This is a genomic window from Polynucleobacter sp. 86C-FISCH, assembly GCF_018882415.1.
In the GTDB taxonomy this organism is placed as follows: domain Bacteria; phylum Pseudomonadota; class Gammaproteobacteria; order Burkholderiales; family Burkholderiaceae; genus Polynucleobacter.
Genome location: NZ_JACVOL010000001.1, coordinates 886191 through 912365, shown reverse-complemented (window position 1 = coordinate 912365; position 26175 = coordinate 886191). Strand labels below are relative to the sequence as shown.

Sequence of the window (26175 nt, the reverse complement as noted above, 5' to 3'; positions counted from 1 at the left end):
TTAGTTCCTATTCATATTTATTTGATGCTCTTGCTAGCTCTTCTTTAATTCTTTTGCGTAGGCTTTGAGGGGCAAGCACCTCTACACTTGACCCATGTTTCAAAATATCCATAACTAATTCGGGATCTTGATTAAAGTCAAACTCAAGTATGTAATTTCCATCTTTATCAAAGCTGGAAATCTGCTGGCTATGCCACGTCTCAGCACTTACCCATCTTGCCCGCTCTGGAGAGAATTTCAGCTTGGCTCGTTGCCCAGCTTTGCCAGAAAAGATCCCGTAGCTATCAGCAAAATATTCATGTAACTGTTTATCTGAAATTTCATCCGCCTTCACATTTGTAATGTGAGCGGCCTTAATACTATCTACAGCAAAGCTTCTCAATTCTTTTCGAAGATGACAGTAAGCATCTAGATACCAGTTGTCCCTATAGAAAATGAGGCGCTGAGGAGATATTTCCCTCTCTGTAGTTTTATCCGTGCTTCGTGCGTAGTAGCTAATTTGTAGTCTTTTACGTTTTAATAATGCGACACCAATTTCTTCAAAGCACTTGACATCGCTGTTGCGAGCAGACATCCCGAAAACCTTAATTCTTTTTCTTAGCTCTTTGGCAGGAGTTTCCCCTTGTCCAAGAATGCCATCAATAATGGATGTGAGAGGGGCAATATGGGGCTCAATGATTCCGCCTTTATCAAGCCCAGATAAAAGGTGTTGGGTTAGGGCGAGCGCCGTTGCTTCTTTCTCGGAAAACCAAAGTCCTGGTAGCTCAATCTTCTCACCCGTGGTTTGATTCTCAAAGCAGTAGCCACCATGGAACCTGTCATAAACAATAGGAGCGTTCATGCGGCTTCTTAAGTACTCAAGGTCACGCTTAAATGTTGCTTTTGATATTTCCAGCTCATCAAGAAATTCTTGTAGTGGCACATGTTGTTTCGCCTGGATCATGTATTTGATCTTGTGTAGTCTTTCCATATCACCCATATAACTTCCTTTATTTGCGCATTAGATTTAATACTAGCTCATTTTGTGAGCTAGTAAAAATGCGTTCTGAAATATAAGCGTCTCCAATTAACGGGCGTTATCGTTTGATTGGACTGGGTAGTAATTAAGTCAAATCTTTGTACTTCTTGCGCGTATTTTTTTGCTGCCTTGGATGCTGGCATGCCAAGAATTACTGAGGTATCTATGACGGCTTGGACTACAAAGGGTTCAAGTTTTGTTTGGTGTGCTGATATTTGTAATGGCAAGATAATGCTAAAAAGTATTGCTCCACAAAGCATGACTTATCGCTTCGATGGTGTGTAGCCAATTCGGTTGCCGCTATTATCAAAGTAGTTGGTAACTCCGCTTGGCGCCTTTACTTCATATCCAACCCTATTGCCGGAGTTGTCGTAAATCCCATTCGTTGCGCTCAAATTATTTGGGCTGTTATCCATGTTGTATGGACTATTACGCATGTTTGAAGAAGAGTTATCCATGTTGTATGGACTATTTTTCATGTTGTAAGGCGAACTATCTAAATTCGTAACTTGAGAAAAACTGTTCTGTGCGTATAGCGCCGCCTGTGCCAGTAAAAATAGGCTGATTAGATATTTCATAAATTCTCCTTGTAGGTGCTTAGGAGTAATTTAAGGGGGCGGAGGCTCATTAAATGAGCCTTTAATCAAATAATGTCGTTTTAAACGACAAATAATTTATACAAATTTGAGGTGGTGACTGTATTATAGTAACCACTGCTTAGGCAAAGGTTACTAAAAAATGGATTTAAATTCTACTTCACACATTTCAATTTCAGATGCTAGCGAAAAGTTAGACGTCTCATTAGACACAATCCGCCGTTGGGAAAAAAAAGGGCTTATTAAAGCTCACAGGAGTCCTAACGGCCATCGATACTTTGATAAAAAAGAGCTAGATAGGCTGTTGGCTAAAAATAGTGGAAGCGGAGATGTAGGCTACAAAGTTCTTAAGGCAAAGAAAAAGTCCGGATACTCCGTTGTCGAATTGTTTGCTGGTGCGGGCGGTTTGGCTTTAGGCATGGACAATGCTGGCCTTGAATGTAATCTACTTGTAGAGATTGATAAGAAGGCTGTAGAGACGTTAAGAGCTAATCGCCCCAAATGGAATGTTGTTGACGATGACATCGCAAATGTAGACTTTAAGAAAATCAAAGCCGATGTAGTTGCGGGGGGCTTTCCCTGCCAAGCTTTTAGCTATGCTGGCAAAAGGATGGGATTTGAGGATACAAGAGGCACTCTATTCTTTGAATATGCTCGAGCAGTAAAGGAAATAAAACCAAAAATAATTCTTGGTGAAAATGTTAAGGGTCTGGAAAAGCACGATAACGGACGAACATTAAAAACAATGTTAGAAGTCCTTGACGAGCTTGGCTATGACGTTGCTTATAGAATTTTAAGAGCCCAGTATTTTGACGTTGCTCAAAAAAGAGAGCGACTAGTAATATTTGGAATTAGAAAAGACTTAAAACGACAAATTGCTTTTCCAAGAGAGCAGAATTACACAGTGAGCATAAGAGAGGCTCTTCGTGATGCGCCAATGGCGGACGGGCAAAAATATACCGCTGACAAGAAGAAAATAATGGAATTAATTCCGCAGGGCGGGTACTGGCGTGATTTGCCAATTAATCTTCAAAAGAAATATATGGGCGCAAGCTTTCATCTCGGAGGGGGAAAGACTGGCATGGCTAGAAGGTTATCCTGGGATGAGCCTTCTTTAACGCTCACTTGTAACCCGGCACAAAAACAAACTGAACGCTGTCACCCAGAAGAAACTAGGCCATTAAATGTAAGAGAGTACGCTCGTATTCAGTCATTTCCAGATGAGTGGCAGTTTTCAGGGTCTACAGCTTCCCAGTACAAACAAATTGGAAATGCTGTGCCAGTCAATCTTGGATATCACATAGGCAAAGCAATAATAGCTATGCTTTCTGGGTTGTACGACGAGAAGTCCTTGGTGGTTTTGGAACGTAAGCCGACTTAAAGAATTGAACAGCTTCTTCAATGCCACTCATTGAGGCTGATTTTCTACAGTCTTTGATAACAGTTGGTAAGGCGTTGAAAACTTGTTCTAGCGCATCGTCTTGCCCTGTAACGAGTTTGTAAAATCTAAGCCCATCTATTTGAATAATATTTGGATTGGGCTCACATTGAGTGCCCGTTTTCTTATCGGATGGAGTAAAGGGTTTTTCATAGCCCTTTGCTGTGCTGGGAATAATTTCAACATAGTAGGCCTTGAAGTCTTTATAAATGCTTGTTTTGGGCATTATTAAGCTCTCAAGCTCCTTATAGGTGCCTACTTTATCGGAGCCTTTTACTGTGTTGTGCTTATTTTTAACCTCAGCAATAATTTGTAGGTCGGTATTAACTAAGTCGACAACATTGCCGGTTTTTAAGTCTTTCCAGCCATTAACAGAGCCAAGAATTTTTTGATGGAGAAGCCCAATATCATTAGAGAGTGACTTTTGGACTTGCCGACTTTTCTCGCTTTTAACCCAGTCTTCAAAATCCATATCGAAGCTAGCCATCTCCATTAGCATTGAAAATGGATCTATAACATTTCTATCAAATTCATCGGTAGCCTTAATTTTTGCCGCATCACCAATCGCAAGCAATTCATTCACAATTTCTTTAAATCTTTCATCTGTGATAAATGAGACATAAGGCATAAATTCTCCAGAATTAATAATTTCTATAAGAATACTAACTCAAGGCATTAATTGGTCGTAAATAACAGCAATAGATGCTATTATTTTTTGTAAGTTATTAATTAATAAAGTGAATGTCTGAACAAGTAAATTCCTCTAATGGACAAATAGACAATCAGCCTAATGAAGAAAGTAAATCTCATTTACCTCCTACATTGGTGGATAAACTATTGGCGCGATTATCAATAGCAAGAGATAGACTTGTTGATAGAAATTTAAGAAATAGATTAATTAGTACAAATCTAAATTCAAGTAGGACTAAAAATATACGCTTCACAAATGTGAACGGCGAATCAATTTTCATTTCGCTTCACAAAAATAAGAGTGACATGGGATTCAATGCCCTTGGTGAAGTTCAAGAAAGCCAATTAATTGAAGCTGAGGAAGCGCCAGAAGAGCTTGTAATTGAAGCAAATCAGCTCTATACGAGACTAGAAAAAGAAAGCCTTCAAAGGAAACTTAAATCTTTGTATTTTGAAGCTCAAGAATATGAAGAAGAACAGGGTGTAAATATCCTATTTGTCGCTCTTGGCTTTGTTAAATGGTACGAGGACGATACATCTGACATTGAAAGATACGCACCATTGGTACTGCTTCCTGTTGAGCTAGTCCGAGATGGAGCTAAAGATAAGTTCAGATTGAAGCCGCGTGATGAAGATTTATTTACGAATATCTCATTGAAGCTATGGCTAAAAGAGCAAAACTCAATTGAGCTACCTGATATTCCTGAAGATGATGATTGGTCTGTTAATGATTATTGTGAGCAAGTGCGGCAGGCAATTTCTAAAGAGAATCGGTGGGAAGTTCTAGTTAATGAGGCGGTAATTGGCTTTTTCTCATTTAACAAGTTTTTGTTGTGGCGAGACTTAGATCCTGAAAATTGGCCTCAAGGCAAAAGTTTGCTTGAACATCCAATTGTTCAGAGATTGTTAATGCCGCCAAATGGTAATGATGAACCTGATGCGCCAATAGTTCCGCCTGATGAATTAATTGATGATTACTTCACGCCAAAAGATTTGGTTTATGTTGTAGATGCTGACAGTTCGCAAACTGAGGCAATTCAAATGGTGCTGTCGGGCAAGGACATGGTTATTCAGGGTCCGCCGGGTACGGGTAAATCTCAAACAATCACCAATATCATTGCGGCCGCAGTGGCGCAAGGCAAGAAGGTTCTGTTTATTGCCGAAAAAATGGCAGCACTTAATGTTGTACACGAAAGATTGGCGAAAGTTGGTTTGGGCGTTACCTGCCTTGAGCTACATAGTAGGAAGGCGACAAAGAGTGGCGTTCTCAAGCAAATAAGAGATTCAGTTGAGTTGCCTGATCAATTACAAGTTTCAGGCAAAGCGTTTGAGGCATTAACAGAAAGTCAAAATTTTCTGAATAATCATGCCAAACGAGTAAATGATCGTAAAGAGCCTTGGGGGTTCACTCCTTATGAGGTACTTGGTGAAATTTCTAAACTTCATCGTTTGGGATTAAATGTTTTCTTCTTTGAAATTCCAAATGCCATAGGCTACACAAAAGATAAGCTGGATGATTTAACTAATCGTTTAAGTGATTTAAGTGAGCGATTAAAAAAATCAGGCATTCCTGAAAATCATCCTTGGCGAATGTCTACATCTAATTCATTAACCCCAATGGATATCGAGAGATTGGAAGGTGAATTTGAGAAATTAAGTTTATTAAATAATTCAGCTCAAACGCTATTCAATGGAGTGATTGCTGCCATTCAGTTGGAATTGAGTGATGTTGAAAAATTTACATTAGAAGATTTGAATTGGTTGTTTGAAATAACAGCAACAATCAAAGATGCGCCTGCGGTTTCATACGAAATACTTCTTTCAGAAAAGATTAAAGAAAATGCGAGCCAATTATCTGAGTTGGCTTTGAAAATTGAGGGATATCAAAAAGCTAAAAAGACTGTTGAAGAGAAGTTCATTGATGGATGGGAGTCTTACCCGATAGGTGAATTAAGGGTGAAGCTAGCGGGTAGTGGCGGTTCAATTTTTTCAATATTTAATGGTGTATATAGAAGCTCAATAGCAAGCCTAAAGGGTTTATTAAAAAGCGATTTACCTAAAGGGTTTAAAAATCGGCTCGCTCTTTTGGATGAGGCGCTGACACTTAAAAAGAATAGAGAAGATATTAAGGTCGCTGATGTTAAGTTGGTGAGCGCATTAGAAGAGCTTTGGAAGCAAGAGCAAAGTGATTATGAGCTTTTATTGAAAGTTGCTAACTGGCATTTGATATTTGCTGGTCTAGATGGCATTAGATTGCGCATTGCTAAAAATTTAGTTGGCAAACAAAGTGCTTGGGATTTGGTTGACGATCTTAAAAAAGCAAATAAAGAGTTTGAGGACAAGTTAACAACTTCTTGTCAGTCAGCAAAAATAAACATTGAGTTTTTAAAACCATTGCCATATTTGGATTTAGATAAACAAGTAAAGCAGTGGAGTGAAAATTTAGATAGATTTAACGAATGGCCGACAGTTCGCAACCATCTAAGTAATTTATTTGATGAGATTGGGTCGGAGTGTCACGACAAAATATTTAAGGGTCAAATTCAGGCTGATCATATTGAAGCTGTAATTCGCGTTTCAATCCTAGAAAAGATATGGCAGGCTATGGTTATTTCTGACACTTATTTGTCAGATATTGATGCGTTTAAATTAGATCGTGAATTGGACAAGTTCCGCAAGTCAGATAAAGACAGATTGAAAATAGCAGCCAAGGAAGTTTTAGGCAATTATTCAAAAAATTGTCCTCGGGGAACTAATGGCGAGATGGCAATTATTCGTCAAGAAATGTCCAAAAAGAGAAATAATTTCCCTGTAAGGAAACTGCTTTCCAAGGCAGGGCGAGCCATTCATGAGCTTAAGCCTGTATTTTTGATGAGCCCTATGTCAATAGCCCAGTTTGTGGCTCCAGGGTCAATGACATTTGATTTGATATTAATTGACGAGGCCAGTCAGGTTAAGCCGGAAGATGCTTTGGGAGCAATTGCGAGAGCTAAACAGGTTGTAGTTGTGGGTGATGCCAAGCAACTCCCGCCTACAAATTTCTTTAATAGACTCACTGATGATGTAGATCAAGAAGAGATGCTTGATGATGATGGCGCTTATTTCTTTAGTGATGTTGAAAGTATTTTAGGGTTGTGTGATGGAGTATTTCAAAATAATGCGATGCTCAGATGGCATTACCGAAGTCAACATCCCGGTTTAATTGCTGTATCCAATAGAAATTTTTATGACGATAAGCTTCTGCTTCCACCTTCTGTATTAAGAAGTAACTATGCTGATGGCTTAGGAGTTTCTTTTATTAAGTCTCCGCAGAATGGTTATAAAAGAGGTGGTTCTGATGGCGGTAGAAATCTTTTGGAGGCTGAGTTAATAGCCAAAGAAGTAATTGCGTTTGCTAAGGCTAATCCAAATAAATCTTTGGGTGTTGCGGCATTTTCGGTAACGCAACGGGATGCTATTCGTGATTTGGTTGATGAGCACAGAAGAAAAAATCCTGATACAGAAGCATTTTTCTCTGATGCGAAAAATGAACACTTCTTTGTTAAAAATCTAGAGTCTATTCAGGGCGACGAGAGAGATGTAATCTTCATTTCTGTTGGTTATGGAAGAAGCGAGGATGGCCGCTTAACTCAGACCTTCGGGCCCTTAGCGGCAGAAGGTGGAGAAAGAAGGCTGAATGTATTAATTTCTCGCGCCAAGGAAAGGTGTACCGTCTTTTCTTCCATAACGGCAGAAGATGTTAAGTCTGCTCCTGGGAAATTGGGTGTTAACGCATTTAAAGAATTTCTTCAGTTTGCTGAAAAAGGATACTTTGATGTTCCTATCAATACTAAAAAAGGGTTTGATAGTGATTTTGAAGAATCCGTTGCTATGTTTCTTGCTAAACATGGATATAAAGTTCAGCCTCAAGTTGGTATGGCAGGATTCTTTATCGACATAGGGGTAATTGATCCAAGCAATGAAAACAAGTTTTATTGCGGTATTGAGTGTGATGGCGCAACTTATCACTCTTCTAGATCTGCGCGGGATAGAGATAGACTTAGACAAGAGATTTTAGAGAGTCGTGGCTGGAAGATTTACAGAATATGGAGCACTGATTGGTTCCATAGGCGCCAAGACCAAGAAGCAAAATTATTGGACTATTTGGCTTCTCTACAGAACCCTAGCGAGATAGAAGAAGTTAACCCAGAGGTGGTTGAGCCAAGCGTCGATATTTTTGAGCCCCAAGCAATTGTGGATGAGCCAAGAGATGTAGTCGTTCCTTATGTTGAATCTAATGAGAAATTTTTCTCAAGAAACAAGGCTCCCCACGAAGTTTCTGTTTATGAGAGGTCAAAGCTAGTCAAAAAGATTGTTGAGATTGAGGCTCCAATTCATCAAGATGAAGTGGCAAGAAGGGTTGCCAAGGCATTTGACTTAGAGAAGGCTGGAGCAAGGATTGTTGCGGCTACGGTTGAGGGCTTAAGGCTAGCAAATGGACTTACAAATGAAGGTGGCTTTTGGTCTGTTGCTGGAGAGGTTAACAAAGTTGTGCGGAATAGATCATCTGTTGTTAATAAGAATCTTGAAAAGGCTGAATACATTCCTCCTGCTGAGATAGCTGTTGCGTTAGAGCATTTAGTTAAAAGTAGTGTACAAATAGAAGATGCTGAACTTGTACAGCAAGTATCTAGATTGTTTGGTTTCCAGAGATGCGGACCCGATTTAAAAATCGTTATTCAAAAGGTATTAGACAGGGAGGTGGGTAAATTGTTTCAGCGCAATGGAGCATACATCTCCCTGAATAAATAGCCTTATCGTAGGTTGCCCAATCCTAATCTCTGAAAATAAACTTGCTGTATGAGTTCAAAATTTTTACAGCAAGTCCATGCCTAAGGGCGTAGTAACTAAACTTATAAATCTAGAAGTTATACCCTCACCACCTCAGCATCACCAACCCACAACACTTAGCCAACTTAAATACGCAGAGCCCGCAGAGCTTTATCTGCGTGATGGTGAGGTTGTTATCTTCCGTAGACCAAATAGCCCTCTCTGGCAATGTCGTTTTAAACGACAAAACGGCACATGGGAGCGTGTTTCAACTAAGCAAGCTTCAATTGAGCATGCTGTCAGAGTGGCCTGTGACTTATACGATGAAGCCAGATTTCGCCAGCGTTTGGGGCTTGCGCAAAAAGCTCCTACGTTCGCAGAAATAGCGCACACCACTCTGTACGAAATGCGACGTGATTTGGATGAAGGCATTGGTAAGGTGGTTTACCTAAGTTACATCACTTGTATTGAGAAATACTTCTTGCCTTACTTTCAGGATAAGCGACTAGAAGAAATAACCTACACAGACGTTCATGAGTTTGAGATTTGGCGAAACAGACAAATGCGACTAGTGCCCAAAGCCAGCACCCTAATGAACTTTTCTAGTGCTTGGACAAAGTTACAGCAGACGGCTGTTAATAAGGGGTGGATTAGTGAGCGTGTGGCAATCCCTAAGTTAACTTCCCGAGGGCACAAGGGCAAAACTCGCCCAGCATTTAGCCGCGAAGAGATTACCAAGTTATTTGACTATATGGAGAGGTGGGCTAAAGAAGGTCGTCTAGAGATTGAGCGTGAGATTCGTCCATTAGTGCGAGATTACGTAGAGATGCTGTTATTGACTGGAATGCGGCATGGCACTGAGGCACTTAATATCTGTTGGAATAACATTGAGTGGCACACAAATGATGGCAAGAAGTACTTGCGTATATGGGTGGATGGCAAAACTGGTGGGCGTTGGTTAATTGCTAAACATAGGGCTATTGATGTTCTTAGACGATTACATAGTCGTCAAAAAGCCGTATATGACATTCCATTTGATAGATTATTTGAATCTCGTGCCCCGCAAAAGATATTTGTAATGGCAGACGGACATCAGCCTTTGCGTATAGATGGGACATTTAAGAAACTCATGCGTGATAGTGGATTGGGTAAGAGTCAAGATGGGCAAATGCGTACTTTGTATTCATTGCGTCATACATATGCGACTTTAGAGCTACTGGAGAATAAGACTGATATTCACACGCTGGCTAAGCAAATGGGAAATAGTGCCGCGATGATTGAGCGGCACTATTCCAAACTAACTCCTACTATGGCGGCAGAGCAATTGGCATAGACTCTTGTTAAAAGATGATGTTAGAAGGTATGTTTTGACGTTGTATTAACCGTCGTACATTGTGAGAAATATTCCTAAGCGAACCATTGGCCGCCCTAATTGTTGGCAATAATTCAGCATCAGAAATATCAACCCCAATATCTTTTAATAATTGATGAGCTATCGGTAATAGCTGGGCATCATTAGCCGCATTCATTTCTACCAAGACACATCTATCAAGCATGCCCCTGTCAAGTAATGAAATATTGTTTGTGGTTAAAACAAATATGCATCTTTGACAGTTAAGTGCGGATTTAAGGCTAGCTTGCGCCTGCTTAGTTAAGTTATCCACTTCATCAATAATGATGTAGTGAAGTCCACTAGTGTTGAATGAATTAGTTGATGTTATCTTTCCAATTAAATCCATCACTTGCGGACCATTAAGTCCTTGTTGGCAACCAATAAAGTCAGCAGGCATGTTTACTTCTAAACCTGTTTTACCTTTTTCGAGTGCGTCAGGCAGCATTTTTGCCATGGTTGTTTTGCCTGTGCCATAGACTCCATAGAGAAGAATGGCTGATTTGCCGCTTGAAGGTAATGGCTCGGCACCTGTGACAATGTCATAAATTCGCAATTTACTTTCGGGGTTACCGAAAATAATGTCATTAAGAGTTTGCGGTTCATAAACACCCCCTTGTTTGATTAACATTTTTATATCCTTTCTGAATGGGGAATGCTCATAACATTCCCGTTAATTGATTAAGCTTGTTTAGCAATATTGCCGACAGCATCATTAGCCGCTTCAACTTCTTTTTTGGCAGCTTCCATAACTTTGTTTTGGTGACCATAAAGAGCCACGTAAGCCGCATTCACAACTGAAGTAGAGCGAACAACAGCTTTAATATCAAAACTGCCATCGGCCATCTGCTCTGCTAGCAACACACAAGATGTGCCCATAAACTCGGCATCAGCTACATGTGATAGCAATTCAGATTTGGCATTGCCAAGGATTACTTTTCCATCAAAGTATTGTTTGCCAATTTGAGCTTTTGCTTTTGGGCTTACATAGGTTGCGCTATGACCAAGTTTGATTTCTTGAACGCCACCTTTATCTTCAATCCATGTTGGCAGATCAAGTGCTGTAACGCCCTCTTTAACTGCTTGTCGCAGGACTAAGGAATAGGTGCTAATACGTCGTCTATCAACGTTACCAAATACAGCCTTAACAACGCGAGTAACAAGAGGCATATCTGCGCTATGTTTATACCCGCGAGTCTTAAAGAACTCTTCTAATGCTTCAGCTCTCGCCCTCGCTTGTTTCGTACTTAAGGTGATTGATGCATACCCAAGACATTCGGCAAGAATTCCATACAACTCTTGGTTGCTGGTGCGATATGCTCCTTGCTCCCAATAGATGCGTTTAGCCTCTAAGTTAAGTAATGGCTTACTTGCATCAAAGTTGATGGTTGCTGTGTCGTTTGAAACGACGTTGTTTGCTACTGTTACTTCGTTAACTAATGTGTTCATGATTTACTACCTTTCTATGTGTGTTTAAAAGTATGGTTTGTGAATTAATTTGTTCTCACTTGCCATGTATTCACTGTAAAGATATTGACACTTTAAAAAAATGACTGTTAATAGTCACTCTTAAGTGTTAATATCTTTGTGTGCCTATTAAGAAAAAATCAGCCAACTTATTGCCTACAAAGGCCATGAAAGAGTGGTCTACGGTTGGAATTAAGGGCTACGTAATGCTGATGTTGGAATTTATGAAGTTAAGCCCAACATACGAGCTGGCTAGAAAGGCCAATAACGAAGGGTTAAGCAGGGCGGAGAAAAAGTCTTTGCCAAAAGACTTTGATCAAGTTCTATCCACCTACGAAGAATTTGGAGATCTTTCTACTATTACATTTAATGAGTGGTGGAAAGAGCGCGGCATTTATATCTACGGAACTGATTTTGAAAAGCCCAAAGTCAGACTTATTGCCAATGTTGAAAAAGGGGAGAAGGTTGATTCTGCCTTTCATCGTGCTTTAGATCATTACTTTAAAACGTCCCGGATGCAGGAGGGTGAAGTCCCATCGCTAATCCTTTCAGTGCCGCTGGGGATGAATAAGCGATATGTATTGAGTCAAGTAACTAAGTTAATTGATCAAGCAGGGGTGTCTGTACCGGTAAAGGCGCAGAAAGCTAAAAAATCGTTAGCGGCAAAAAGATTGAGATCTGCGCCCCTATTCACCATGATTCATTTATTGAGAAACAAGGCTGCCAATCCTAATTTAGAGCTATGGCGATTAGGTGTAATTGCAAACGTGAGCCCAGCCAATATGGAGGGACTAGATGCCAAGGCGGTAAAGGTAACCTCAAAAACTACTGATCAAAGAATCAACATGCAAATATTGACCAGTAGATTCTTACTAAAGGCTAAGCGAACTGTAGAGCATGCGGCGAGGGGCAATTTCCCATGCTCTACGCCAATTGACTTGCCTGACTTTAACTACGAAGAAATATATCAACGATATAAAAAGTCGCAATCAGCAAAGAAGGCTTCTAAATAAGTTCTACGGCCGCTTTTAGTTGGGTTGGGCTGGAGTATAGGTACGAAGCAGTAGTTGCGATGTTTCTGTGACCTGCTAGGCTTTTCAAAATATGTATGGCCGTACCCTTATTAGCTAGCCCCGTTAAAAAGCTACGGCGTCCACTATGGCTACTTGCCCCATCAACACCCGCCCTTCTGTAGAGAAAGAAAAAATACTGAGTCAAAGTGTTTGCTGAAAAGCCATCCCTCTTTTGTGTGTAGAACAGAGGTTTCTCTATATCTCTAATTTTCAAGCTTTTGATGTACTGAGCCAGCTCTTTTTGCATGCGGGCATTGATATAAACGGTGCGAGCGTGTTTCCCCTTAGTTTGGTCTGGCATGAGACGTATTTCTTCTTTAATTGTGCCGCTGTCGTTCAAAACGTCGCTAATTCGCAAACTAGACACCTCGCCAACACGCATTCCTGCATAGTGGGTAAGTAGCAGGGCGCAACGATTACGAGCAGAATGCTTGCGTGTGGATACGTGATCAAGCACGCGGCGTAGTTCAACGGGGTTTAAGATTTTTGCTTGTGACATAAGTAGCTCCTAAATGTAATAAATAAGCGTCTACAGTATGTTTTCTTTGGTTTGGTTTGAGCAACCGAAATATGCCTTCAGTATTTCCTTATTAATATCAAGTGGTTAGCTAGAAAATGTAATAGAACAGCAGTTCTATTACATTTTTAATGGGATTAAATTCAGAAAAATTCCAAGACTTTGCTAGAAGCCCTACAAGCAATTATTTATTAACATTGCATATACGCGTATTTGAAATGAAAAATTTAAGCGTATTGGGTTTATTTGAGCGTCAAATAAGAAGGAAGAGGGCATTGATAAAACTCTATCCATTCCTTGAGAGCCAGAATGCTATCAACATCATTTGATGAGATATAGTTTTCCCAGTTTATAGCGTAAGAAAGATCTTTCAATTCGAAATAGACAAATTGACTTGCTCTGGAGTGATTTTCTAAAAAATCAGAGCCTTCATTGGAGAGAAGCCAGTTATACATTTGCATCAATTTATTATTTTGGTCTGCAAAATTGAGAAGATGTGAAAGTGCACCTCTTGCTAATATGTATTCTTTTGAGGTACCCATTAAGTCATTATCGATCTCGTATATGTCGATAGACTCAAACCACTTGCCTAGTAAGTTATCTGGTGAATTTGGATTGATTTTCTTCGGCATATATTTCCTGTTTCATATAGAGAACGAGATTAATTATGACATTAATAAATGTATTAGAGCGAACTGGTTCGCTCGTTCTTCGCTTATCGCTCATCACACTTTTTTTCTTAAGACTACTGAGTATTGCTGTTGGGCATTTGCTAGATTCAACCTACACTGAGCCTTAAGCAACGGGCACAGTGTAGAAGTAGACTTTTGCTGAGTTCTTTTACTACACCACTTAGGGCACAACCACATTGGGTAAGGGCGGTTTCGCTTTCTCCTTTTATGTGCGGCTTTAAAACGCAACAATGACAAAAGCATAAGTGGCTACCTTTGTCTTGTTTGAAAGTTGCTGTGTAAGCAGGGCTTTCTCGTGTCACTGTAGCTTTAAAAGCTACTGACTTTATGCTGTACAAATATTCTCGTATCAATTAGCTAGCAATGCTAATGGCGTCCTGTAAAGGATGGTGATAACAAGTCTCTGCTACTGCTCAGAATTTCCATCCCTACGAACACGGTTGACTAGGTTTAGGGTGACATAACAACTGAGTGCCACTTCTCATTTCAGTAGTAATTGTTGACGAATAAAGCTTTCCTCTGCTTTATTAGTCATAGATATTTAGCTAAACCAAATAAAAGGATTAAGAAGCTGAGTTGAAATATTAGATTTGACATGATTTCGGTTGCTCTTCTTGGAAAACTGACATTAACTTAAGTGTGCCCATTAACTAATAGGAGAAATGAAATGAGCACATTAAATGGATTAAAACTTGTGAATGCCAAAAAACCAACAGCTATTCCACCAATCTTGCAACGAAGAAATAAGTTATCCACCAAAGTCTGGGAGCAGATTCAGTTAGCAAAGGCGCACAAGGAGGGCGGGACTTTTACTGTAAAAAGATTTAGAACAGTAAAAGATGTTGATGGATCTAGAAAATCGATTGAATTAGAAAAGCGTGTGCGACAGTGGTGGTTTGTTTCGGCGGATGGAAAAGTGTGCTTAAACGTGCGCTATGGTGCCAAATTAATCGAGTTAGCAAAAGGTAAAACAGCAGTTGAAGTTGCCTCAGGTGAAGAATTGATTAAAACATTAGAGATTATTAAGAGTGCTGTTGAAGCTGGAGAGCTTGATGCACAGATTGAGCAAGCCAGCGGAGCTGTACGTGCGGGATTTGGTAAGTAAAGTCGTTTATAGCGACAAATGGATGGGGTGCTTAGGCGCCCCATTTTTATGAGCCAGCTAAATATAAGAAAAGGAGTTGCTTATGTTGGTGGCAGAAATGATTAGTGACCAAGAAAGGGTTGAATTGTTGCAACTAATTAATCAATTTCTAATTAGTAAACAAGAGCAATCCCCAGCTCAACCTACTATTCAAGATAAATTGGAGCAAGCCCAGAAAAGTAAGATCGGTAAATTGGCAAAAAATTACTATGCTTCAGATATTGAAGCTAAATCACAGGTTACCGATGACGATAAGGTGATGGCAAGGCGAGCTTACCTTTCAGCAAAAAATGGCGACTAATCACCTATCACGTCAAAACCGCCATTTAGATGGGGTATTCAAGTTGAAATAATTAAATGCTGGTTGACAAATTGCATGGCTGACGGACATAGCAAAAATGAATTGTCGTTTAAAACGACATGACACGTAGCTGTGGCGTGTGGCTTCCGCAGGATTTCGAAAAAAGCTTGGTGGCACTGCTGAGATTCGATCCAAAGTTCGGCGCTACGAGTAGGGGCCGAACTAATTTTTGACTGACACATAAATGTTTTGAGCTTGTGCACAGTTTATGCACGCTATCGTAACTTTCTGATTACGCTCGAAATTTTGACCGACGCATTATGTAAATTTTGCGCACGAAATGTCTGGGGTGGCGTAACCAATTGATTTCATAGACGAAGCGGTCTATCGGAGGATATTTGAAAATCCTTGTGTCGGTGGTTCGATTCCGCCCCGGGCCACCAAGAAATACTAAAACCACCTCCGGGTGGTTTTTTATTTTGCCCTCGTCCTATGTGGGGCTTTTGTTTTGTATAGTATTTAAATATGACAAACCTAAATCAGCTTCCTACAGATCTACCTATTCCTCAAGATGATGGCTCAACCAACCATTTGAAGGGAATGAGGCTGCCCAATGTTTCTTTACATGCCACCAATGGTAAGTCCGTAAATTTTGGCGATATCAAAGGCAAGCTAGTTATTTACTGTTATCCAATGACGGGGCAACCTAATGTTGCTTTGCCTGATGGTTGGGATCAAATTCCTGGGGCAAGAGGCTGCACCCCTCAGAGTTGTTCATTTAGAGATCACTATCAAGAACTTCAAGCATTGGGCGCCGAGGTTGTAGGTTTGAGTGTTCAAACTACCGAATATCAAAAAGAGATGGCTGACAGACTTCATCTCCCATTCCCGGTGGTTAGTGATGTGAACCATCAATTTCAGAAGGCATTGAATATGCCAACTTTTGTTGCGGCCGGAATGACTTTATTAAAACGAGTCACACTCATTGCGAATAATGGCGTAATCGAAGCGGTTCACTATCCTATTTTCCCAAGTGATAGTGATCCGGCGTGGGTAATTGACTATTTGAAGAGTCATTAGGGCGCCATCATTGGCCTTGATTGGTTGCCCATAAGCTGCATGTAGTTGTACAACCACCTTCGGGTGGTTTTTCTTTTGCCCGAGATATTTGAAGATGGCTTTTAAGCGACAATAGAAACGCACAATAAAAAGTAGGAGACAGCATGTATAAGCTCATAGCCTTTGATGCCTATGGAACATTATTTGATGTGTATTCGATGGGCCAGTTGGCGGAAGAGTTATTTCCGGGCCATGGAGAGGCTTTTGCTTTAATGTGGCGCGATCGTCAAATTGAATATACCAGCCTAGTTACGATGAGCGATCCTAATCCGGGTGGAAGCAAACACTATCTGCCATTCTGGGAATTAACAATTCGTTCGCTTCGCTATGTTTGTAAGCGCATGGAACTAAATCTCACAGCAGAATATGAGAAGCAACTCATGGATCAGTATGCCAAGCTCACTGGCTTTAACGACAGCTTAAGCGTTCTTAAAACGATTAAGGATATGGGAATTTCCACCGCAATTTTGTCTAACGGTAGTAGAGAGATGTTGGCAACAGTGGTCGAAAGTAATGGCCTAGCGCCATACCTGGATAAGGTTGTCACGATAGAGGATGTGCGATTGTTTAAAACAGCGCCACAGGCCTACGAACTTTTATTAAAAGCTTTTCCAGTAAAGAAAGAAGAGACCTTGTTTGTCTCAAGCAATGCCTGGGATGCGCTAGCAGCGAAATGGTATGGATTTGATGTGTTTTGGGTCAATCGCCTTGGCCATCCATTTGAAGAGATTGGTGAAAAACCAAACTATGAAGGAATTTCTTTAAGCAAAGTTTTAGAAGTTATTTAAGGAGAAATGCATGTTGCTGATGACTTCAATTATTGCCGCAATCTTGACTATTATTTTCGTAAAGCTTTCTTTTGCAGTAATTGGACTTAGAAGAAAAAATAAGGTTGGTCTAGGAAGCGGAGGATATGACGATCTAGAAAGAGCTATTCGTGCTCAAGGTAACTTTGCTGAGTATGTGCCAATTGGACTCATTTTGATTGCTTGTCTTGAGTTAAATGGCGCCCCTTGGTGGCTCGTTATTCTTCCCGGCATCGCTTTAATCATTGGGCGCTTAATTCATGCCAAAGGCATTAATGAGCCGCCGCCCAATTTTAGTAGTCGTGTTTTAGGGATGAAATTTACTTTCGGGACACTCATTACTTTGGCGGCACTCAACCTGGGTTGGGCTCTCTGGGTCTGGGTTCTGGCGATGTCTTTTTAGTGCGTATTGGTACAAATCACTAGTTTGATAAAACTATCATTCGGTTATAATTTTCATAAGCAGGAGAGTGAGGGGTCTCCCTCCACCGAAGGCGCAAACTCCCATGAACGCTCAGGTATCCACCAGGAAGGTACTGCTTATCCTAAATAGCCGTCTGGAGAGCCACCATTTTTATGGTGCACCGAAGGAGCAAGCCCTAAGCTACGCTTAGGGTGAATCTCTCAGGTATCAAGGACAGGGGGAGCGGCATCCGTCAGCGCGGCAATAGTCCGTGAGCGATGGTCCGCTTTGGGAGAGTCTCTATGCACATTCTGATCGAATAGTTCGCCAATTATTTTGTGCCGCAAATGCGGTATTTAAATCATCGATATTTCCCAAAATCAATTTTTATTTTTGGGCGCTAACTTATTAAGGTAAATGTATGACAAACAAATTTGTTGAAGAGGCTCCATATCACCCTGGCTACGAAGATGCTGGCTTTAAAGGCGTTGCTTCGCCACTGGCTGCAGAAATCGATCGCTTCAGAAAAAGCAATTCTCGTTACTTAAGCTTTGCAGATGTAATCGTTGATTTTTGTGTATCAGATCAAAATAAATTACAGCACGCCAAGTAAGCGCAAAATTAATAAGCCACCCCAGGGTGGCTTATTAATTAAAAGGACCAGATTTTTTAGTCTTTATAGATCTAAATTGTCTAGTGCTAAATTTTCTAGATGGCTAGTATCGGCCCAGCCATCTACTTTCCATGAATACCCATCATGGCTGATCCAGTTGAGAGAGGCATTAGGTACGGCAACAGCTTTTTCAGCATCTAAGGCTTGATTACTTGCAATTCTGTACATCATGTCTAATGCGCCGCCATGGCTTACTAATAAAACTGTTTTTCCAAGATATTGTTCGCGGATTTTCTCGAGAGTAGTGTTGATGCGATCTGCAAATTGCTGAATGCTTTCTCCGCCGCGCAGTTCCTCAGTAACATTTCTGCTCAGGTGAGATCTCCAAAGTTCCGGTTCAAGCTGAGGCGCTTCATCGGTAGTAAGCCCCTGTAGCGCTCCAAGGTGTCGCTCCCTAAGCCCTGCGTTGGCAACGGCGGATGTAGCAAATAACTCTTCAATTGCTTTTGCAGTCTTGGCGGCCCGCTGGAGATCGCTTGTATATAAAACATCAAATGCAAGATTAATTCTTTTGATGGCGCGTGCCATTTGCTCAGCTTGCGCCAAGCCCCGAGCATTCAGATCTATATCTGTATGGCCTTGAAGGCGGCGCTCGGCATTCCAGTCTGTCTCGCCGTGGCGAACTAAACAAAATCGAGTAATGGTCATGCCGCAATGATAAAGACTTAATTGTTTTTTAGAGTCCAGGCGCGCGGATTATGTTCAAAGCCAATGTGCTCGTAGTATTCGTTTGCCTTGGGTGCAGCTAACAGAACAATCATGCATTCAGGGCCAAGTCGAGATTTGGTTTCTTCAATCAATTGCTTGCCAATTCCTGAGCGTTGATATTCTTGATCCACCGCTAAGTCTGCAAGGTATGCCACGTAAGCAAAGTCAGTTAAGGACCTAGAAATGCCTACTAAAGTTTCGCCATCCCATGCGGTAACTGTAAGGTTGGCATTTTTGAGCATGGCCTCAAAGGTTTGTACGTTGTGAATGGGGCGACGCTCTCCAAGAGTTGAGCGTTTGTAAAGATCTATCGCTTGCTCAGCAGTAACAGTAGCGTTGTCGCGGTATTCAATCATTTTTCTTTCTCTGTGGATAGCTGATCACCTATAGTTAAGATTCCAGAGCTCAAAACCTCAGCACGAATCCCTCCGCGTCCTTCAAATGCATCCATGAAGCTTGGTCTGCTGAGTAGTTGAGCGGGTCTTTCGCACGGAGTGCAAAGTTCAGTACCCAGCATTTGAATGCTCCCCAACTGAAATCGCTTTCCAACTAGGTTATTGAGCTCAGCTGCAGTGATGTCCTCAAGTGCGATATTTCGGCGTGTTTCTGCAGCATCAAAAGTGGGCTCATCGCCAGCTTTTAGCCACTCATTTGCTGTTTCAATGCCTGATAGGCTAATTAAGCTGATGTGGCGTACCTTAGCAGGCTCCGTTGCAGAATATGCGCCAGTACCCATGGCATAGCGGTCTCCTTCAATACCCATGCCGGCATTGAGTTTGGCGGAGTGAGCAGATTGCATCTTTACTCCAGCGGAGTTCGCAAGATAAATAGCTTGTATACGGGCGTTGAATTTCATAGGCAGTAGTTGAATATTACAGCCCACCTGCGGTCGATTGTTAATACAATTAATTCAATACAAGAAAAAGGGTGATGGTGAACAAAGAAACCAAAGGAATGTTGATTGGCTTTATTGGCATTCTGATTTTTAGCTTAACGCTGCCAGTTAGCAAAATTGCAGTTTTAAGCTTCAACCCTTATTTCATAGCCTTTGGTAGGGCGAGTTTGGCAGGGCTCGTCGCGCTCGCCTATCTTTCCTATAAAAAAGAGGAAATGCCTTCCAAGGTCGATTTTGTAAAGTTTGTAGTAATAGCTTTAGGAGTTGTATTTGGATTTCCCATATTTACTACTGTTGCAATGACCCAAGGCTCCTCCTCTCATGGCGCCGTTATTTTAGGAATGATGCCGCTTGCTACAACGGTGATTGGGGTTCTGCGTTTTAAGGAGAGACCCTCATTGGGTTTTTGGCTGGTGTCTCTGTTGGGGGCTGGCTTGGTTGTTTTATATGTCTTGCTCAAGAGTTCGGGAAGCTTTACCTATATTGATGGACTGTTAGTCTTGGGTGGCATCAGTGCATGCATTGGCTATGTAGAGGGCGGCGAGTTATCAAGAAAGATGAACCCACGCGCAGTAATTTCATGGGCATTGGTAATTTCATTGCCGCTAAATCTGGTGATGACATGGCTGACATATAACCCAGAATATATATACGCAGGCACAGTGGCTTGGACCAGCTTTGTTTATCTCAGCCTATTTCCCATGTTTCTTGGGTTCTTCTTTTGGTATGAAGGTCTTGCAATTGGCGGCATTGCAAGGGTCAGCCAAGTGCAGCTAATTCAACCGTTTTGTACTTTAGTGGCAGCCAGTATTTTGCTTGGAGATTCGCTCACAGTCATGAATTTAATCTTTGCAGTTTTGGTGGTCTCTACAGTCATACTGGGAAAGAGGATGTTGGTGAGAAGGGCGTAATGAATTTTGCGTTTAATTTTTAGATGATGATGAAATTAAAAAGCCCCGATTAGCGGGGCTTTTTAATTACGCAACTACAACTTTATGTTTGCTAAGAGCTCGCAATATTTTGCTTTTCTCTTTTGGTTTTGTGCTTGTTTCTAATAACTTAGTAAGCTGTGTTGAGTTAAGGGGCCCTAAGCGCGCTTTACCAGTTTTGGTAAGCATAGAGTCGTTTTTTCTGGTTCTTTGATTTTGGCCTACAGCCATAAATTTCCTAGAGTAATGGAATGATGAATCTCAAGGCTTGCTTCAGAGATTCCCCTATCTAGGGCGCACAATAGTGATCACAGTCCAGAATAACAGTTAACACCTGCAGAAGCTATGATGTATCCATGATGAATTTACCCAGTTTAGTTTTCGCCCTTGTAATGGGCTTCTTAATGTCTCTGAGCATTACGCTTGCCACTACTTTTGTGCGAGTTGGCCCAGCAGAAAATTTCTTTTGGCTATGGCTTGAGGTTTGGGTGGTGGCCTATCCGGTAGCGATTGTCTGTATTTTGATTTATAGACCAGCTGCCAGCAAAATTACTGGAAAGATTCTACAAAAGCTGAGCGAACTCTAAATGAACACATTACTAAAAAATTTCATCGTTGGCGTAAGCTGCATATTTATATTGAGCGCTTGTGCCGCGGTGTGTACCGATGCTTCTGACTCCAATCACGTTACTTTCTTAAATAGTAGCGGAGAATCGATTGAGCAGTTAACAAAAAAGGCAAATGCGTATTGTGCCCAATACGGCAAGACGGCTTCATTCAGAAGCAGTGATACTCAGTTGGTTGCTGTGTTTGATTGCAAGGCGCCGCGTTAATTTATTGAAGCGGTTGACTGGTTTAGCCTGCTAAATCTGATTGATAAATTAGACCGGCATGCTCTCTCAGTGCGTGGAATTGAATTGATTCCCAGCGTTGTTGAGCAACGTCTAATTCCGATTTATGCGATGCCAGGAAAACGGATGCACCTACAACATCTTCGGCCATACGATGAATGTTTTCTTGGGTAAATTTCTTTAGCGCAACAGGGTCGTCTGAGCTTACCCACCGCGCCAGGCTGTAGCGAGCTGGTAATAGACGCACCTATGCGCCATATTCAGTTTGGAGTCGGTGACTAACCACTTCAAACTGGAGCTGGCCAAATGCACCCAGCAGCATCGTGCCACCGGCCATTGGTCTAAAGACTTGAATAGCACCTTCTTCGCCTAATTGCATCAGTCCAGTTCGCAATTGTTTTGAACGCAGTGGATCTGCAGACTCAACCATGCGGAAAATTTCAGGCGCAAAAAATGGCAGGCCGGTGAACTGAAGCTGTTCGCCTTCGGTTAATGTGTCACCAAGACGAAGCAAGCCATGATTAGGTAAGCCAATAATGTCGCCAGGAAAAGCTTCATCCAAAATATCGCGTCGTTGTGACAAGAAGGAAAGCGCATTATTGGTACGCACCTCTTTGCCATTACGACATATCTTGAGCTTCATGCCGCGCTGAAAATGACCAGAGCAGATTCTTAAAAATGCCACTCGGTCGCGATGTGCCGGATCCATGTTGGCCTGAATCTTAAAGACCACTGCTGAGAATTTGTTTTCTGCGGGACTCACTTCGCGCTGCAATGCTTTGCGTGAACCTGGCGAAGGCGCTAATTCAACTAGTGTGTTCAGAATCTCGCGCACGCCGAAGTTATTGATTGCGGATCCAAAGAAGACTGGAGACTGACGCCCTGCCAAAAAGGCTTCCAAATCAAATGCAGGCATCGCTTCTTTAATAAGCGCGACTTCAGCCAAAGCATTCTCTAGATCAGCACCTAGGCGCTCTTTAAGGGCCGGATCATTCACATCAACCACCGCATGGGAGTCTTCGGTAACGCGATCTTCGCCCGCTTTGAACATGCGCATCCGCATATTGGCAATGTCAATCACACCAGCAAAAGATTTACCCATGCCAACTGGCCAAGTAAATGGAACCACTTCAATGCCGAGAGCAGTTTCGATCTCGTCCATGAGTTCCATTGGTGGTTTTACCTCACGGTCCATCTTGTTGATGAAGGTGACAATAGGCGTATTGCGTGCGCGGCATACTTCCAGCAAGCGTAATGTTTGTGATTCAACGCCATTAGCGGCATCAATCACCATGAGAGCAGAGTCAACTGCAGTTAATACTCGGTAAGTGTCTTCTGAGAAATCTTGGTGACCTGGAGTATCTAACAAGTTAATGATGCAATCACGATATTCCATCTGCATCACAGAACTTGCTACGGAAATACCCCGTTGCTTTTCAATCTCCATCCAGTCGGAGGTTGCATGTCGACTTGCTTTACGGGCTTTAACGCTGCCAGCAATTTGAATGGCACCCGCATAGAGCAGCAATTTTTCAGTAAGCGTAGTTTTACCCGCATCTGGGTGAGAGATGATGGCAAAGCTGCGGCGTCTAAGTACTTCTGCGCCTGGCGTGCTGGTGGTGGAGGTTTCGATGGTAATTTTGCGCCAGTTAATCTAAGTTTGGTCGCAATTATAAGCGGGCGCGGGGCTTTAGAATTGCTCTTCAGGCCTTACGTAGCGCCATTGGCCTGGAGGTAGGGGGCCTAACGAGATACGACCCATTCTGACGCGCTTAAGGCCTAACACCTTAAGACCTACCATCTCACACATCCTACGAATTTGGCGTTTACGACCTTCGCGCAAAACAAAGCGAAGCTGATCTTCGTTTTGCCAACTTACTTGTGCTGGCTTGAGCTCTACGCCATCTAGCGAGAGGCCATGTCTTAGGCGGTCTAAATCTTCGAAAGAAAGAAGGCCCTCAACACGCACTAAATATTCTTTTTCGATCGGGCTATTTTCACCGATCAATAATTTGGCAATGCGGCCATCTTGAGTCAAAACCAGCATGCCAGTAGAGTCAATATCCAATCTTCCGGCAGGCGCTAGCCCCTTTGTATTGAAGCGCGGACTTCTACCCTTGTCTAGCGGACTAGCAAAGTAATTTTCGGGAGTGATTAAAGAGGCTGCGGGTTGATATTCCTGTTCATCGTCGTAATGAGAGATATATCCAACAGGCTTATTTAAAATCACGGTGATGCGAGAGGCTTGTTGTGCCTTTGCACCAGATTGCAACTCAATTTTTTGATGGCGAAAAGCGCGAACCCCTAACTCATTAACCACTTCCCCATCTACCGTTACTAGACCTTGTTCAATATATGAGTCTGCTTCACGACGTGAGCATAGACCTAGCTCGGAGAGTAATTTTGAGACGCGTACTTTTTCTTCCATGCCTGCATTATCCGTCAATTACTGCCTACGGGGAGGCAATACAAATCATCTTAAGTTCTGACAATATGAACGCTGCAGGGAGCCTCTTCGACAATCTTGGTCATCGAGGTTCTCCAAGGCGTTACCTTGTTGGGTAGCTTATGTGATGCGCCAATCAGAATGAGCGATGCATCATTATCTTTAGCAAACTCAACAATCCGTGAGGCGGGATCAAGAGCTTCTAGCACGTGATAAGAGATTCTCTCTGGCGGTAGCTTCAGTGGTTTGGCCCAATCCATGAGTTGCACTAAATGGCCGCGCACAATTCCGCTGGCGGTTTCATTTTCTTGGTTGCCCTCAAATGTGGGGGTGCTACTAATGGTGCTCAAGCAAACTAATCGACTTTCGGGATAGGCATGCAGTAAGTTTTTTGCGGTAATTTGCATGCGCTCTCTTAAGTCTTCGTCTGATTGGCGTGTATCTATCGCAGCAATCATCAGAGGCGCATCAAAGTTGCCCATACTGGGGCGCGGACTGGGAGAGGGTTCATAGCCGGCGGCTTTGAACATGCCCTTGAGGTTTTGCCAAAAACTAGGCGGCTCAACGCGATCTGCCCGTTCGGTAAGTGTTACGCCCTCGGGGTCACGCAATACTTGTCGTAAGCGAGCAGCGCTCTGGTAGCGATCGGCTGCGCGAGGCTCTAGGCATCTCAACACTACCTCTTGAAGCCAGCGCGGAATCTCTCTACGAATTGCGCGTGGCGGAAACGGTTCAGCCCACATTCGTCTGCGTAGGCCGCTCATCGATTGCGGATTACCAAATGGCAGTTCGCCAGTCAGCAATTCATACATGATTGCGCCAATAGAAAAAATATCGCTACGCGAATCCGAACGAATTCCGGCTACTTGCTCAGGAGAGATATAAGGCGCGGATCCAACGCCTTTACGCATTTCTTCTGCAAGCAAATCTGGATAGCGAGCATGATGCGATAAGCCAAAATCTATGAGGGTTAGTTTCCCCTTATCATCAACCAAAATATTTTCAGGCTTGATGTCTAGATGTATTGCATCCTGAGAATGAAGTGATTGAACCGCTTGCGCAAGATCCGCTCCGATACGAACAACTTCATCGATTGTAAAAACTTTACCTTCTTTGATGTAGTCCTCGAGGGGTCGTCCCTCAACCCTCTCCATTGCGATATAAGGGCGTGTGGCCATATTGCCGGAGCCCAAATATTTAGGAACATAGGGGCTTTTAAGCGAACGCAGAATGGTCAGTTCGGTTTCAAAGCCGATCAAGCTCTCAACCGGCTGGTCTCTACCAACGCGCGGAATCTTTAGCAGAATGGGTACATCAACACCTTCTTTAGTTGCTGAAAAAAGGCTGGCCATTCCGCCGCGATGAACCTCTTTGCCCAGAGTAAATCCATCAACTACTTTGCCTTCTTGAAATATATCGTCTACTGCTTCAATGTCAGTATTAATTGCCATGAGATTTACTTGCCTGTAATGAGGCGATTAGCCAAATCTTCTGGCAGTCCAGCGCGACGCACTTTGTCGGCAGCAGTAAAGTGATCGTAGGGGGTGCGATGAAAGGTGAGCATTTCAGATTCGGGTTCAAAAACTGCAAAGCATGCCTCTGGATTGCCATCTCTGGGTTGACCGAGTGAGCCCACAACCCCAACCCACTGACGATGGTGCAGCACTGGAATTTCATCGCCAGGATGCGGCGCAAAACGTATGAGTTTGCCAACGGCGCTTTGATAAAACAAAGCTTGTTCGTGCGCATGACCAACAAAGGTGTAATTTTTCCCAGAGTTTTGTACGCAGCGCCAAGCGCTCATGCTATCGGTAATGTAATTCCAGTCAGCAGGATTATGTGCGGAGGCGTGGACAAAACAAATCTGATCTTCTTGAACCATGAGCGGAAGATTTTTAAGAAACTCTACATGGCCAGAATTAAGCTGAGACTTAGTCCATTCAATAGCAGCATTTGCGCTGGAGTTCATTTGACTGCGGCTGTCCTTAAATACAGCTTCATCATGATTGCCGAGAATGGCAATCGCTTTTTTGTTGTCTACGAGATCGGCAATGCGATCAACGAGCGCGACAGGGTCTGCGTTATAGCCCACTAGGTCGCCCAAGAAAACCATCCGGGTTACCCCAAGCCCTTCGGCGCGAGCCATACAAGCATCAAAAGCCTCTAAATTACTGTGGAGGTCGGCAAATAGCCCAATACGTTCAGTCATC

The 26175-nt window shown here is 42.4% G+C and carries 26 protein-coding genes, 1 pseudogene and 1 riboswitch; of the genes and pseudogenes, 13 read left to right on the top strand and 14 right to left on the bottom strand.

Translation table 11 applies throughout. The annotated features are described in order from the left end of the window. Window positions 1-7: 7 nt before the first annotated feature. The gene (locus ICN10_RS04470; protein WP_216213139.1) at window positions 8-979 is read right to left on the bottom strand and encodes a YafY family protein; all 972 of its coding nucleotides are present in this window, start codon (window positions 977-979) and stop codon (window positions 8-10) included. A 302-nt stretch (window positions 980-1281) separates the two neighbouring features. Continuing rightward, window positions 1282-1596 (bottom strand): hypothetical protein, encoded by a 315-nt coding sequence (locus tag ICN10_RS04465; protein ID WP_216213134.1) that lies wholly within the window; start codon window positions 1594-1596, stop codon window positions 1282-1284. Window positions 1597-1756: 160 nt separating this feature from the next. On the opposite strand from ICN10_RS04465, the gene dcm reads away from it, so the two are divergent. Beyond that, window positions 1757-2995 (top strand): DNA (cytosine-5-)-methyltransferase, encoded by a 1239-nt coding sequence (dcm, locus tag ICN10_RS04460; protein ID WP_216213131.1) that lies wholly within the window; start codon window positions 1757-1759, stop codon window positions 2993-2995. Here dcm and ICN10_RS04455 read toward each other — a convergent pair. Continuing rightward, window positions 2934-3680, bottom strand: coding sequence for an Eco47II family restriction endonuclease (locus ICN10_RS04455; RefSeq protein WP_216213127.1), 747 nt, complete (start codon window positions 3678-3680; stop codon window positions 2934-2936). The genes dcm and ICN10_RS04455 overlap by 62 nt on opposite strands. A 113-nt stretch (window positions 3681-3793) precedes the next feature. On the opposite strand from ICN10_RS04455, the gene ICN10_RS04450 reads away from it, so the two are divergent. After that, a complete protein-coding gene (locus tag ICN10_RS04450; protein ID WP_216213125.1) occupies window positions 3794-8533 on the top strand; it encodes a DUF3320 domain-containing protein in 4740 nt (1579 codons plus the stop codon). Between the two features lie 76 nt (window positions 8534-8609). Further along, window positions 8610-9884 carry a tyrosine-type recombinase/integrase gene (locus ICN10_RS04445; protein ID WP_216213123.1) on the top strand — a complete coding sequence of 425 codons (1275 nt, stop codon included), beginning with the start codon at window positions 8610-8612 and terminating at the stop codon, window positions 9882-9884. 7 nt (window positions 9885-9891) lie between these two features. On the opposite strand, the gene ICN10_RS04440 is transcribed toward ICN10_RS04445, so the two are convergent. Together ICN10_RS04440 and ICN10_RS04435 are read right to left on the bottom strand one after the other, a co-directional pair. Next, window positions 9892-10572: an AAA family ATPase gene (locus ICN10_RS04440; protein WP_216213121.1), complete on the bottom strand. Its 681-nt coding sequence runs from the start codon at window positions 10570-10572 to the stop codon at window positions 9892-9894. A 50-nt stretch (window positions 10573-10622) separates the two neighbouring features. Further along, entirely contained in the window at window positions 10623-11390 is a 768-nt protein-coding gene (locus ICN10_RS04435) for a hypothetical protein (RefSeq protein WP_216213118.1), read from the bottom strand. 140 nt (window positions 11391-11530) lie between these two features. Between ICN10_RS04435 and ICN10_RS04430 the strand changes: the two genes are divergently transcribed. Next, window positions 11531-12421 carry a hypothetical protein gene (locus ICN10_RS04430; RefSeq protein WP_216213116.1) on the top strand — a complete coding sequence of 297 codons (891 nt, stop codon included), beginning with the start codon at window positions 11531-11533 and terminating at the stop codon, window positions 12419-12421. Here ICN10_RS04430 and ICN10_RS04425 read toward each other — a convergent pair. Both ICN10_RS04425 and ICN10_RS04420 read right to left on the bottom strand, forming a co-directional pair. After that, entirely contained in the window at window positions 12414-12980 is a 567-nt protein-coding gene (locus ICN10_RS04425; protein ID WP_216213112.1) for a site-specific integrase, read from the bottom strand. The genes ICN10_RS04430 and ICN10_RS04425 overlap by 8 nt on opposite strands. A 260-nt stretch (window positions 12981-13240) precedes the next feature. Beyond that, the gene (locus ICN10_RS04420) at window positions 13241-13630 is read right to left on the bottom strand and encodes a hypothetical protein (RefSeq protein WP_216213109.1); all 390 of its coding nucleotides are present in this window, start codon (window positions 13628-13630) and stop codon (window positions 13241-13243) included. Between the two features lie 697 nt (window positions 13631-14327). Between ICN10_RS04420 and ICN10_RS04415 the strand changes: the two genes are divergently transcribed. From ICN10_RS04415 to ICN10_RS04390, 6 genes are all read left to right on the top strand, one after another. Then, entirely contained in the window at window positions 14328-14795 is a 468-nt protein-coding gene (locus tag ICN10_RS04415) for a DUF6641 family protein (RefSeq protein WP_370626193.1), read from the top strand. Between the two features lie 82 nt (window positions 14796-14877). Next, complete coding sequence (locus ICN10_RS04410) at window positions 14878-15135, top strand: hypothetical protein (RefSeq protein WP_216213102.1); 258 nt, start codon at window positions 14878-14880, stop codon at window positions 15133-15135. A 525-nt stretch (window positions 15136-15660) separates the two neighbouring features. After that, window positions 15661-16215 (top strand): peroxiredoxin, encoded by a 555-nt coding sequence (locus ICN10_RS04405; protein WP_216213100.1) that lies wholly within the window; start codon window positions 15661-15663, stop codon window positions 16213-16215. A 143-nt stretch (window positions 16216-16358) separates the two neighbouring features. Next, window positions 16359-17042 carry a haloacid dehalogenase type II gene (locus tag ICN10_RS04400; protein WP_216213097.1) on the top strand — a complete coding sequence of 228 codons (684 nt, stop codon included), beginning with the start codon at window positions 16359-16361 and terminating at the stop codon, window positions 17040-17042. A gap of 10 nt (window positions 17043-17052) precedes the next feature. Beyond that, entirely contained in the window at window positions 17053-17463 is a 411-nt protein-coding gene (locus ICN10_RS04395) for an MAPEG family protein (protein WP_216213094.1), read from the top strand. Between the two features lie 144 nt (window positions 17464-17607). After that, a riboswitch (glycine riboswitch) is annotated at window positions 17608-17711 on the top strand. A gap of 173 nt (window positions 17712-17884) precedes the next feature. Continuing rightward, window positions 17885-18076, top strand: coding sequence for a hypothetical protein (locus tag ICN10_RS04390; RefSeq protein WP_068319924.1), 192 nt, complete (start codon window positions 17885-17887; stop codon window positions 18074-18076). Between the two features lie 63 nt (window positions 18077-18139). On the opposite strand, the gene ICN10_RS04385 is transcribed toward ICN10_RS04390, so the two are convergent. The 3 genes from ICN10_RS04385 to ICN10_RS04375 are packed head-to-tail and all read right to left on the bottom strand — an operon-like array spanning window position 18140 to window position 19700. Next, on the bottom strand, window positions 18140-18784 hold the full coding sequence (locus ICN10_RS04385) for a histidine phosphatase family protein (RefSeq protein ID WP_216213089.1): 645 nt from the start codon (window positions 18782-18784) through the stop codon (window positions 18140-18142). A gap of 17 nt (window positions 18785-18801) precedes the next feature. Continuing rightward, window positions 18802-19200 carry a GNAT family N-acetyltransferase gene (locus tag ICN10_RS04380; RefSeq protein WP_216213087.1) on the bottom strand — a complete coding sequence of 133 codons (399 nt, stop codon included), beginning with the start codon at window positions 19198-19200 and terminating at the stop codon, window positions 18802-18804. After that, window positions 19197-19700 (bottom strand): MOSC domain-containing protein, encoded by a 504-nt coding sequence (locus tag ICN10_RS04375; protein ID WP_255536805.1) that lies wholly within the window; start codon window positions 19698-19700, stop codon window positions 19197-19199. Before ICN10_RS04375 ends, ICN10_RS04380 begins: the two co-directional genes overlap by 4 nt. Before the next feature lie 74 nt (window positions 19701-19774). On the opposite strand from ICN10_RS04375, the gene ICN10_RS04370 reads away from it, so the two are divergent. From ICN10_RS04370 to ICN10_RS04360, 3 genes are all read left to right on the top strand, one after another. Beyond that, the gene (locus tag ICN10_RS04370; RefSeq protein WP_216213084.1) at window positions 19775-20650 is read left to right on the top strand and encodes a DMT family transporter; all 876 of its coding nucleotides are present in this window, start codon (window positions 19775-19777) and stop codon (window positions 20648-20650) included. Window positions 20651-21024: 374 nt separating this feature from the next. Then, on the top strand, window positions 21025-21255 hold the full coding sequence (locus ICN10_RS04365; RefSeq protein ID WP_216213081.1) for a DUF2798 domain-containing protein: 231 nt from the start codon (window positions 21025-21027) through the stop codon (window positions 21253-21255). After that, a complete protein-coding gene (locus tag ICN10_RS04360) occupies window positions 21256-21501 on the top strand; it encodes a hypothetical protein (RefSeq protein ID WP_216213079.1) in 246 nt (81 codons plus the stop codon). Between the two features lie 22 nt (window positions 21502-21523). On the opposite strand, the pseudogene ICN10_RS04355 reads toward ICN10_RS04360, so the two are convergent. From ICN10_RS04355 to ICN10_RS04340, 4 genes and pseudogenes are all read right to left on the bottom strand, one after another. Next, window positions 21524-23152 (bottom strand): annotated as a pseudogene (locus tag ICN10_RS04355) (peptide chain release factor 3). A gap of 57 nt (window positions 23153-23209) precedes the next feature. Next, window positions 23210-23947 (bottom strand): pseudouridine synthase, encoded by a 738-nt coding sequence (locus ICN10_RS04350; RefSeq protein ID WP_215348117.1) that lies wholly within the window; start codon window positions 23945-23947, stop codon window positions 23210-23212. Between the two features lie 50 nt (window positions 23948-23997). Continuing rightward, window positions 23998-25416: a protein kinase gene (locus tag ICN10_RS04345; protein WP_216213076.1), complete on the bottom strand. Its 1419-nt coding sequence runs from the start codon at window positions 25414-25416 to the stop codon at window positions 23998-24000. A 5-nt stretch (window positions 25417-25421) separates the two neighbouring features. Further along, complete coding sequence (locus ICN10_RS04340; RefSeq protein ID WP_216213073.1) at window positions 25422-26174, bottom strand: metallophosphoesterase; 753 nt, start codon at window positions 26172-26174, stop codon at window positions 25422-25424. Window position 26175: the final 1 nt, after the last annotated feature.

Bases quoted from the DNA above. Each gene is read 5' to 3' on its own strand.
- ICN10_RS04360 (WP_216213079.1), top strand. From the start codon at position 21,256: ATGAACACATTACTAAAAAATTTCATCGTTGGCGTAAGCTGCATATTT.
- ICN10_RS04370 (WP_216213084.1), top strand. From the start codon at position 19,775: ATGGTGAACAAAGAAACCAAAGGAATGTTGATTGGCTTTATTGGCATT.
- ICN10_RS04410 (WP_216213102.1), top strand. From the start codon at position 14,878: ATGTTGGTGGCAGAAATGATTAGTGACCAAGAAAGGGTTGAATTGTTG.
- ICN10_RS04375 (WP_255536805.1), bottom strand. From the start codon at position 19,700: ATGAAATTCAACGCCCGTATACAAGCTATTTATCTTGCGAACTCCGCT.
- ICN10_RS04440 (WP_216213121.1), bottom strand. From the start codon at position 10,572: ATGTTAATCAAACAAGGGGGTGTTTATGAACCGCAAACTCTTAATGAC.
- ICN10_RS04350 (WP_215348117.1), bottom strand. From the start codon at position 23,947: ATGGAAGAAAAAGTACGCGTCTCAAAATTACTCTCCGAGCTAGGTCTA.
- ICN10_RS04465 (WP_216213134.1), bottom strand. From the start codon at position 1,596: ATGAAATATCTAATCAGCCTATTTTTACTGGCACAGGCGGCGCTATAC.
- dcm (WP_216213131.1), top strand. From the start codon at position 1,757: ATGGATTTAAATTCTACTTCACACATTTCAATTTCAGATGCTAGCGAA.
- ICN10_RS04340 (WP_216213073.1), bottom strand. From the start codon at position 26,174: ATGACTGAACGTATTGGGCTATTTGCCGACCTCCACAGTAATTTAGAG.
- ICN10_RS04395 (WP_216213094.1), top strand. From the start codon at position 17,053: ATGTTGCTGATGACTTCAATTATTGCCGCAATCTTGACTATTATTTTC.
- ICN10_RS04365 (WP_216213081.1), top strand. From the start codon at position 21,025: ATGATGAATTTACCCAGTTTAGTTTTCGCCCTTGTAATGGGCTTCTTA.
- ICN10_RS04390 (WP_068319924.1), top strand. From the start codon at position 17,885: ATGACAAACAAATTTGTTGAAGAGGCTCCATATCACCCTGGCTACGAA.
- ICN10_RS04400 (WP_216213097.1), top strand. From the start codon at position 16,359: ATGTATAAGCTCATAGCCTTTGATGCCTATGGAACATTATTTGATGTG.
- ICN10_RS04405 (WP_216213100.1), top strand. From the start codon at position 15,661: ATGACAAACCTAAATCAGCTTCCTACAGATCTACCTATTCCTCAAGAT.
- ICN10_RS04425 (WP_216213112.1), bottom strand. From the start codon at position 12,980: ATGTCACAAGCAAAAATCTTAAACCCCGTTGAACTACGCCGCGTGCTT.
- ICN10_RS04455 (WP_216213127.1), bottom strand. From the start codon at position 3,680: ATGCCTTATGTCTCATTTATCACAGATGAAAGATTTAAAGAAATTGTG.
- ICN10_RS04420 (WP_216213109.1), bottom strand. From the start codon at position 13,630: ATGCCGAAGAAAATCAATCCAAATTCACCAGATAACTTACTAGGCAAG.
- ICN10_RS04345 (WP_216213076.1), bottom strand. From the start codon at position 25,416: ATGGCAATTAATACTGACATTGAAGCAGTAGACGATATATTTCAAGAA.
- ICN10_RS04450 (WP_216213125.1), top strand. From the start codon at position 3,794: ATGTCTGAACAAGTAAATTCCTCTAATGGACAAATAGACAATCAGCCT.
- ICN10_RS04385 (WP_216213089.1), bottom strand. From the start codon at position 18,784: ATGACCATTACTCGATTTTGTTTAGTTCGCCACGGCGAGACAGACTGG.
- ICN10_RS04435 (WP_216213118.1), bottom strand. From the start codon at position 11,390: ATGAACACATTAGTTAACGAAGTAACAGTAGCAAACAACGTCGTTTCA.
- ICN10_RS04380 (WP_216213087.1), bottom strand. From the start codon at position 19,200: ATGATTGAATACCGCGACAACGCTACTGTTACTGCTGAGCAAGCGATA.
- ICN10_RS04445 (WP_216213123.1), top strand. From the start codon at position 8,610: ATGCCTAAGGGCGTAGTAACTAAACTTATAAATCTAGAAGTTATACCC.
- ICN10_RS04470 (WP_216213139.1), bottom strand. From the start codon at position 979: ATGGGTGATATGGAAAGACTACACAAGATCAAATACATGATCCAGGCG.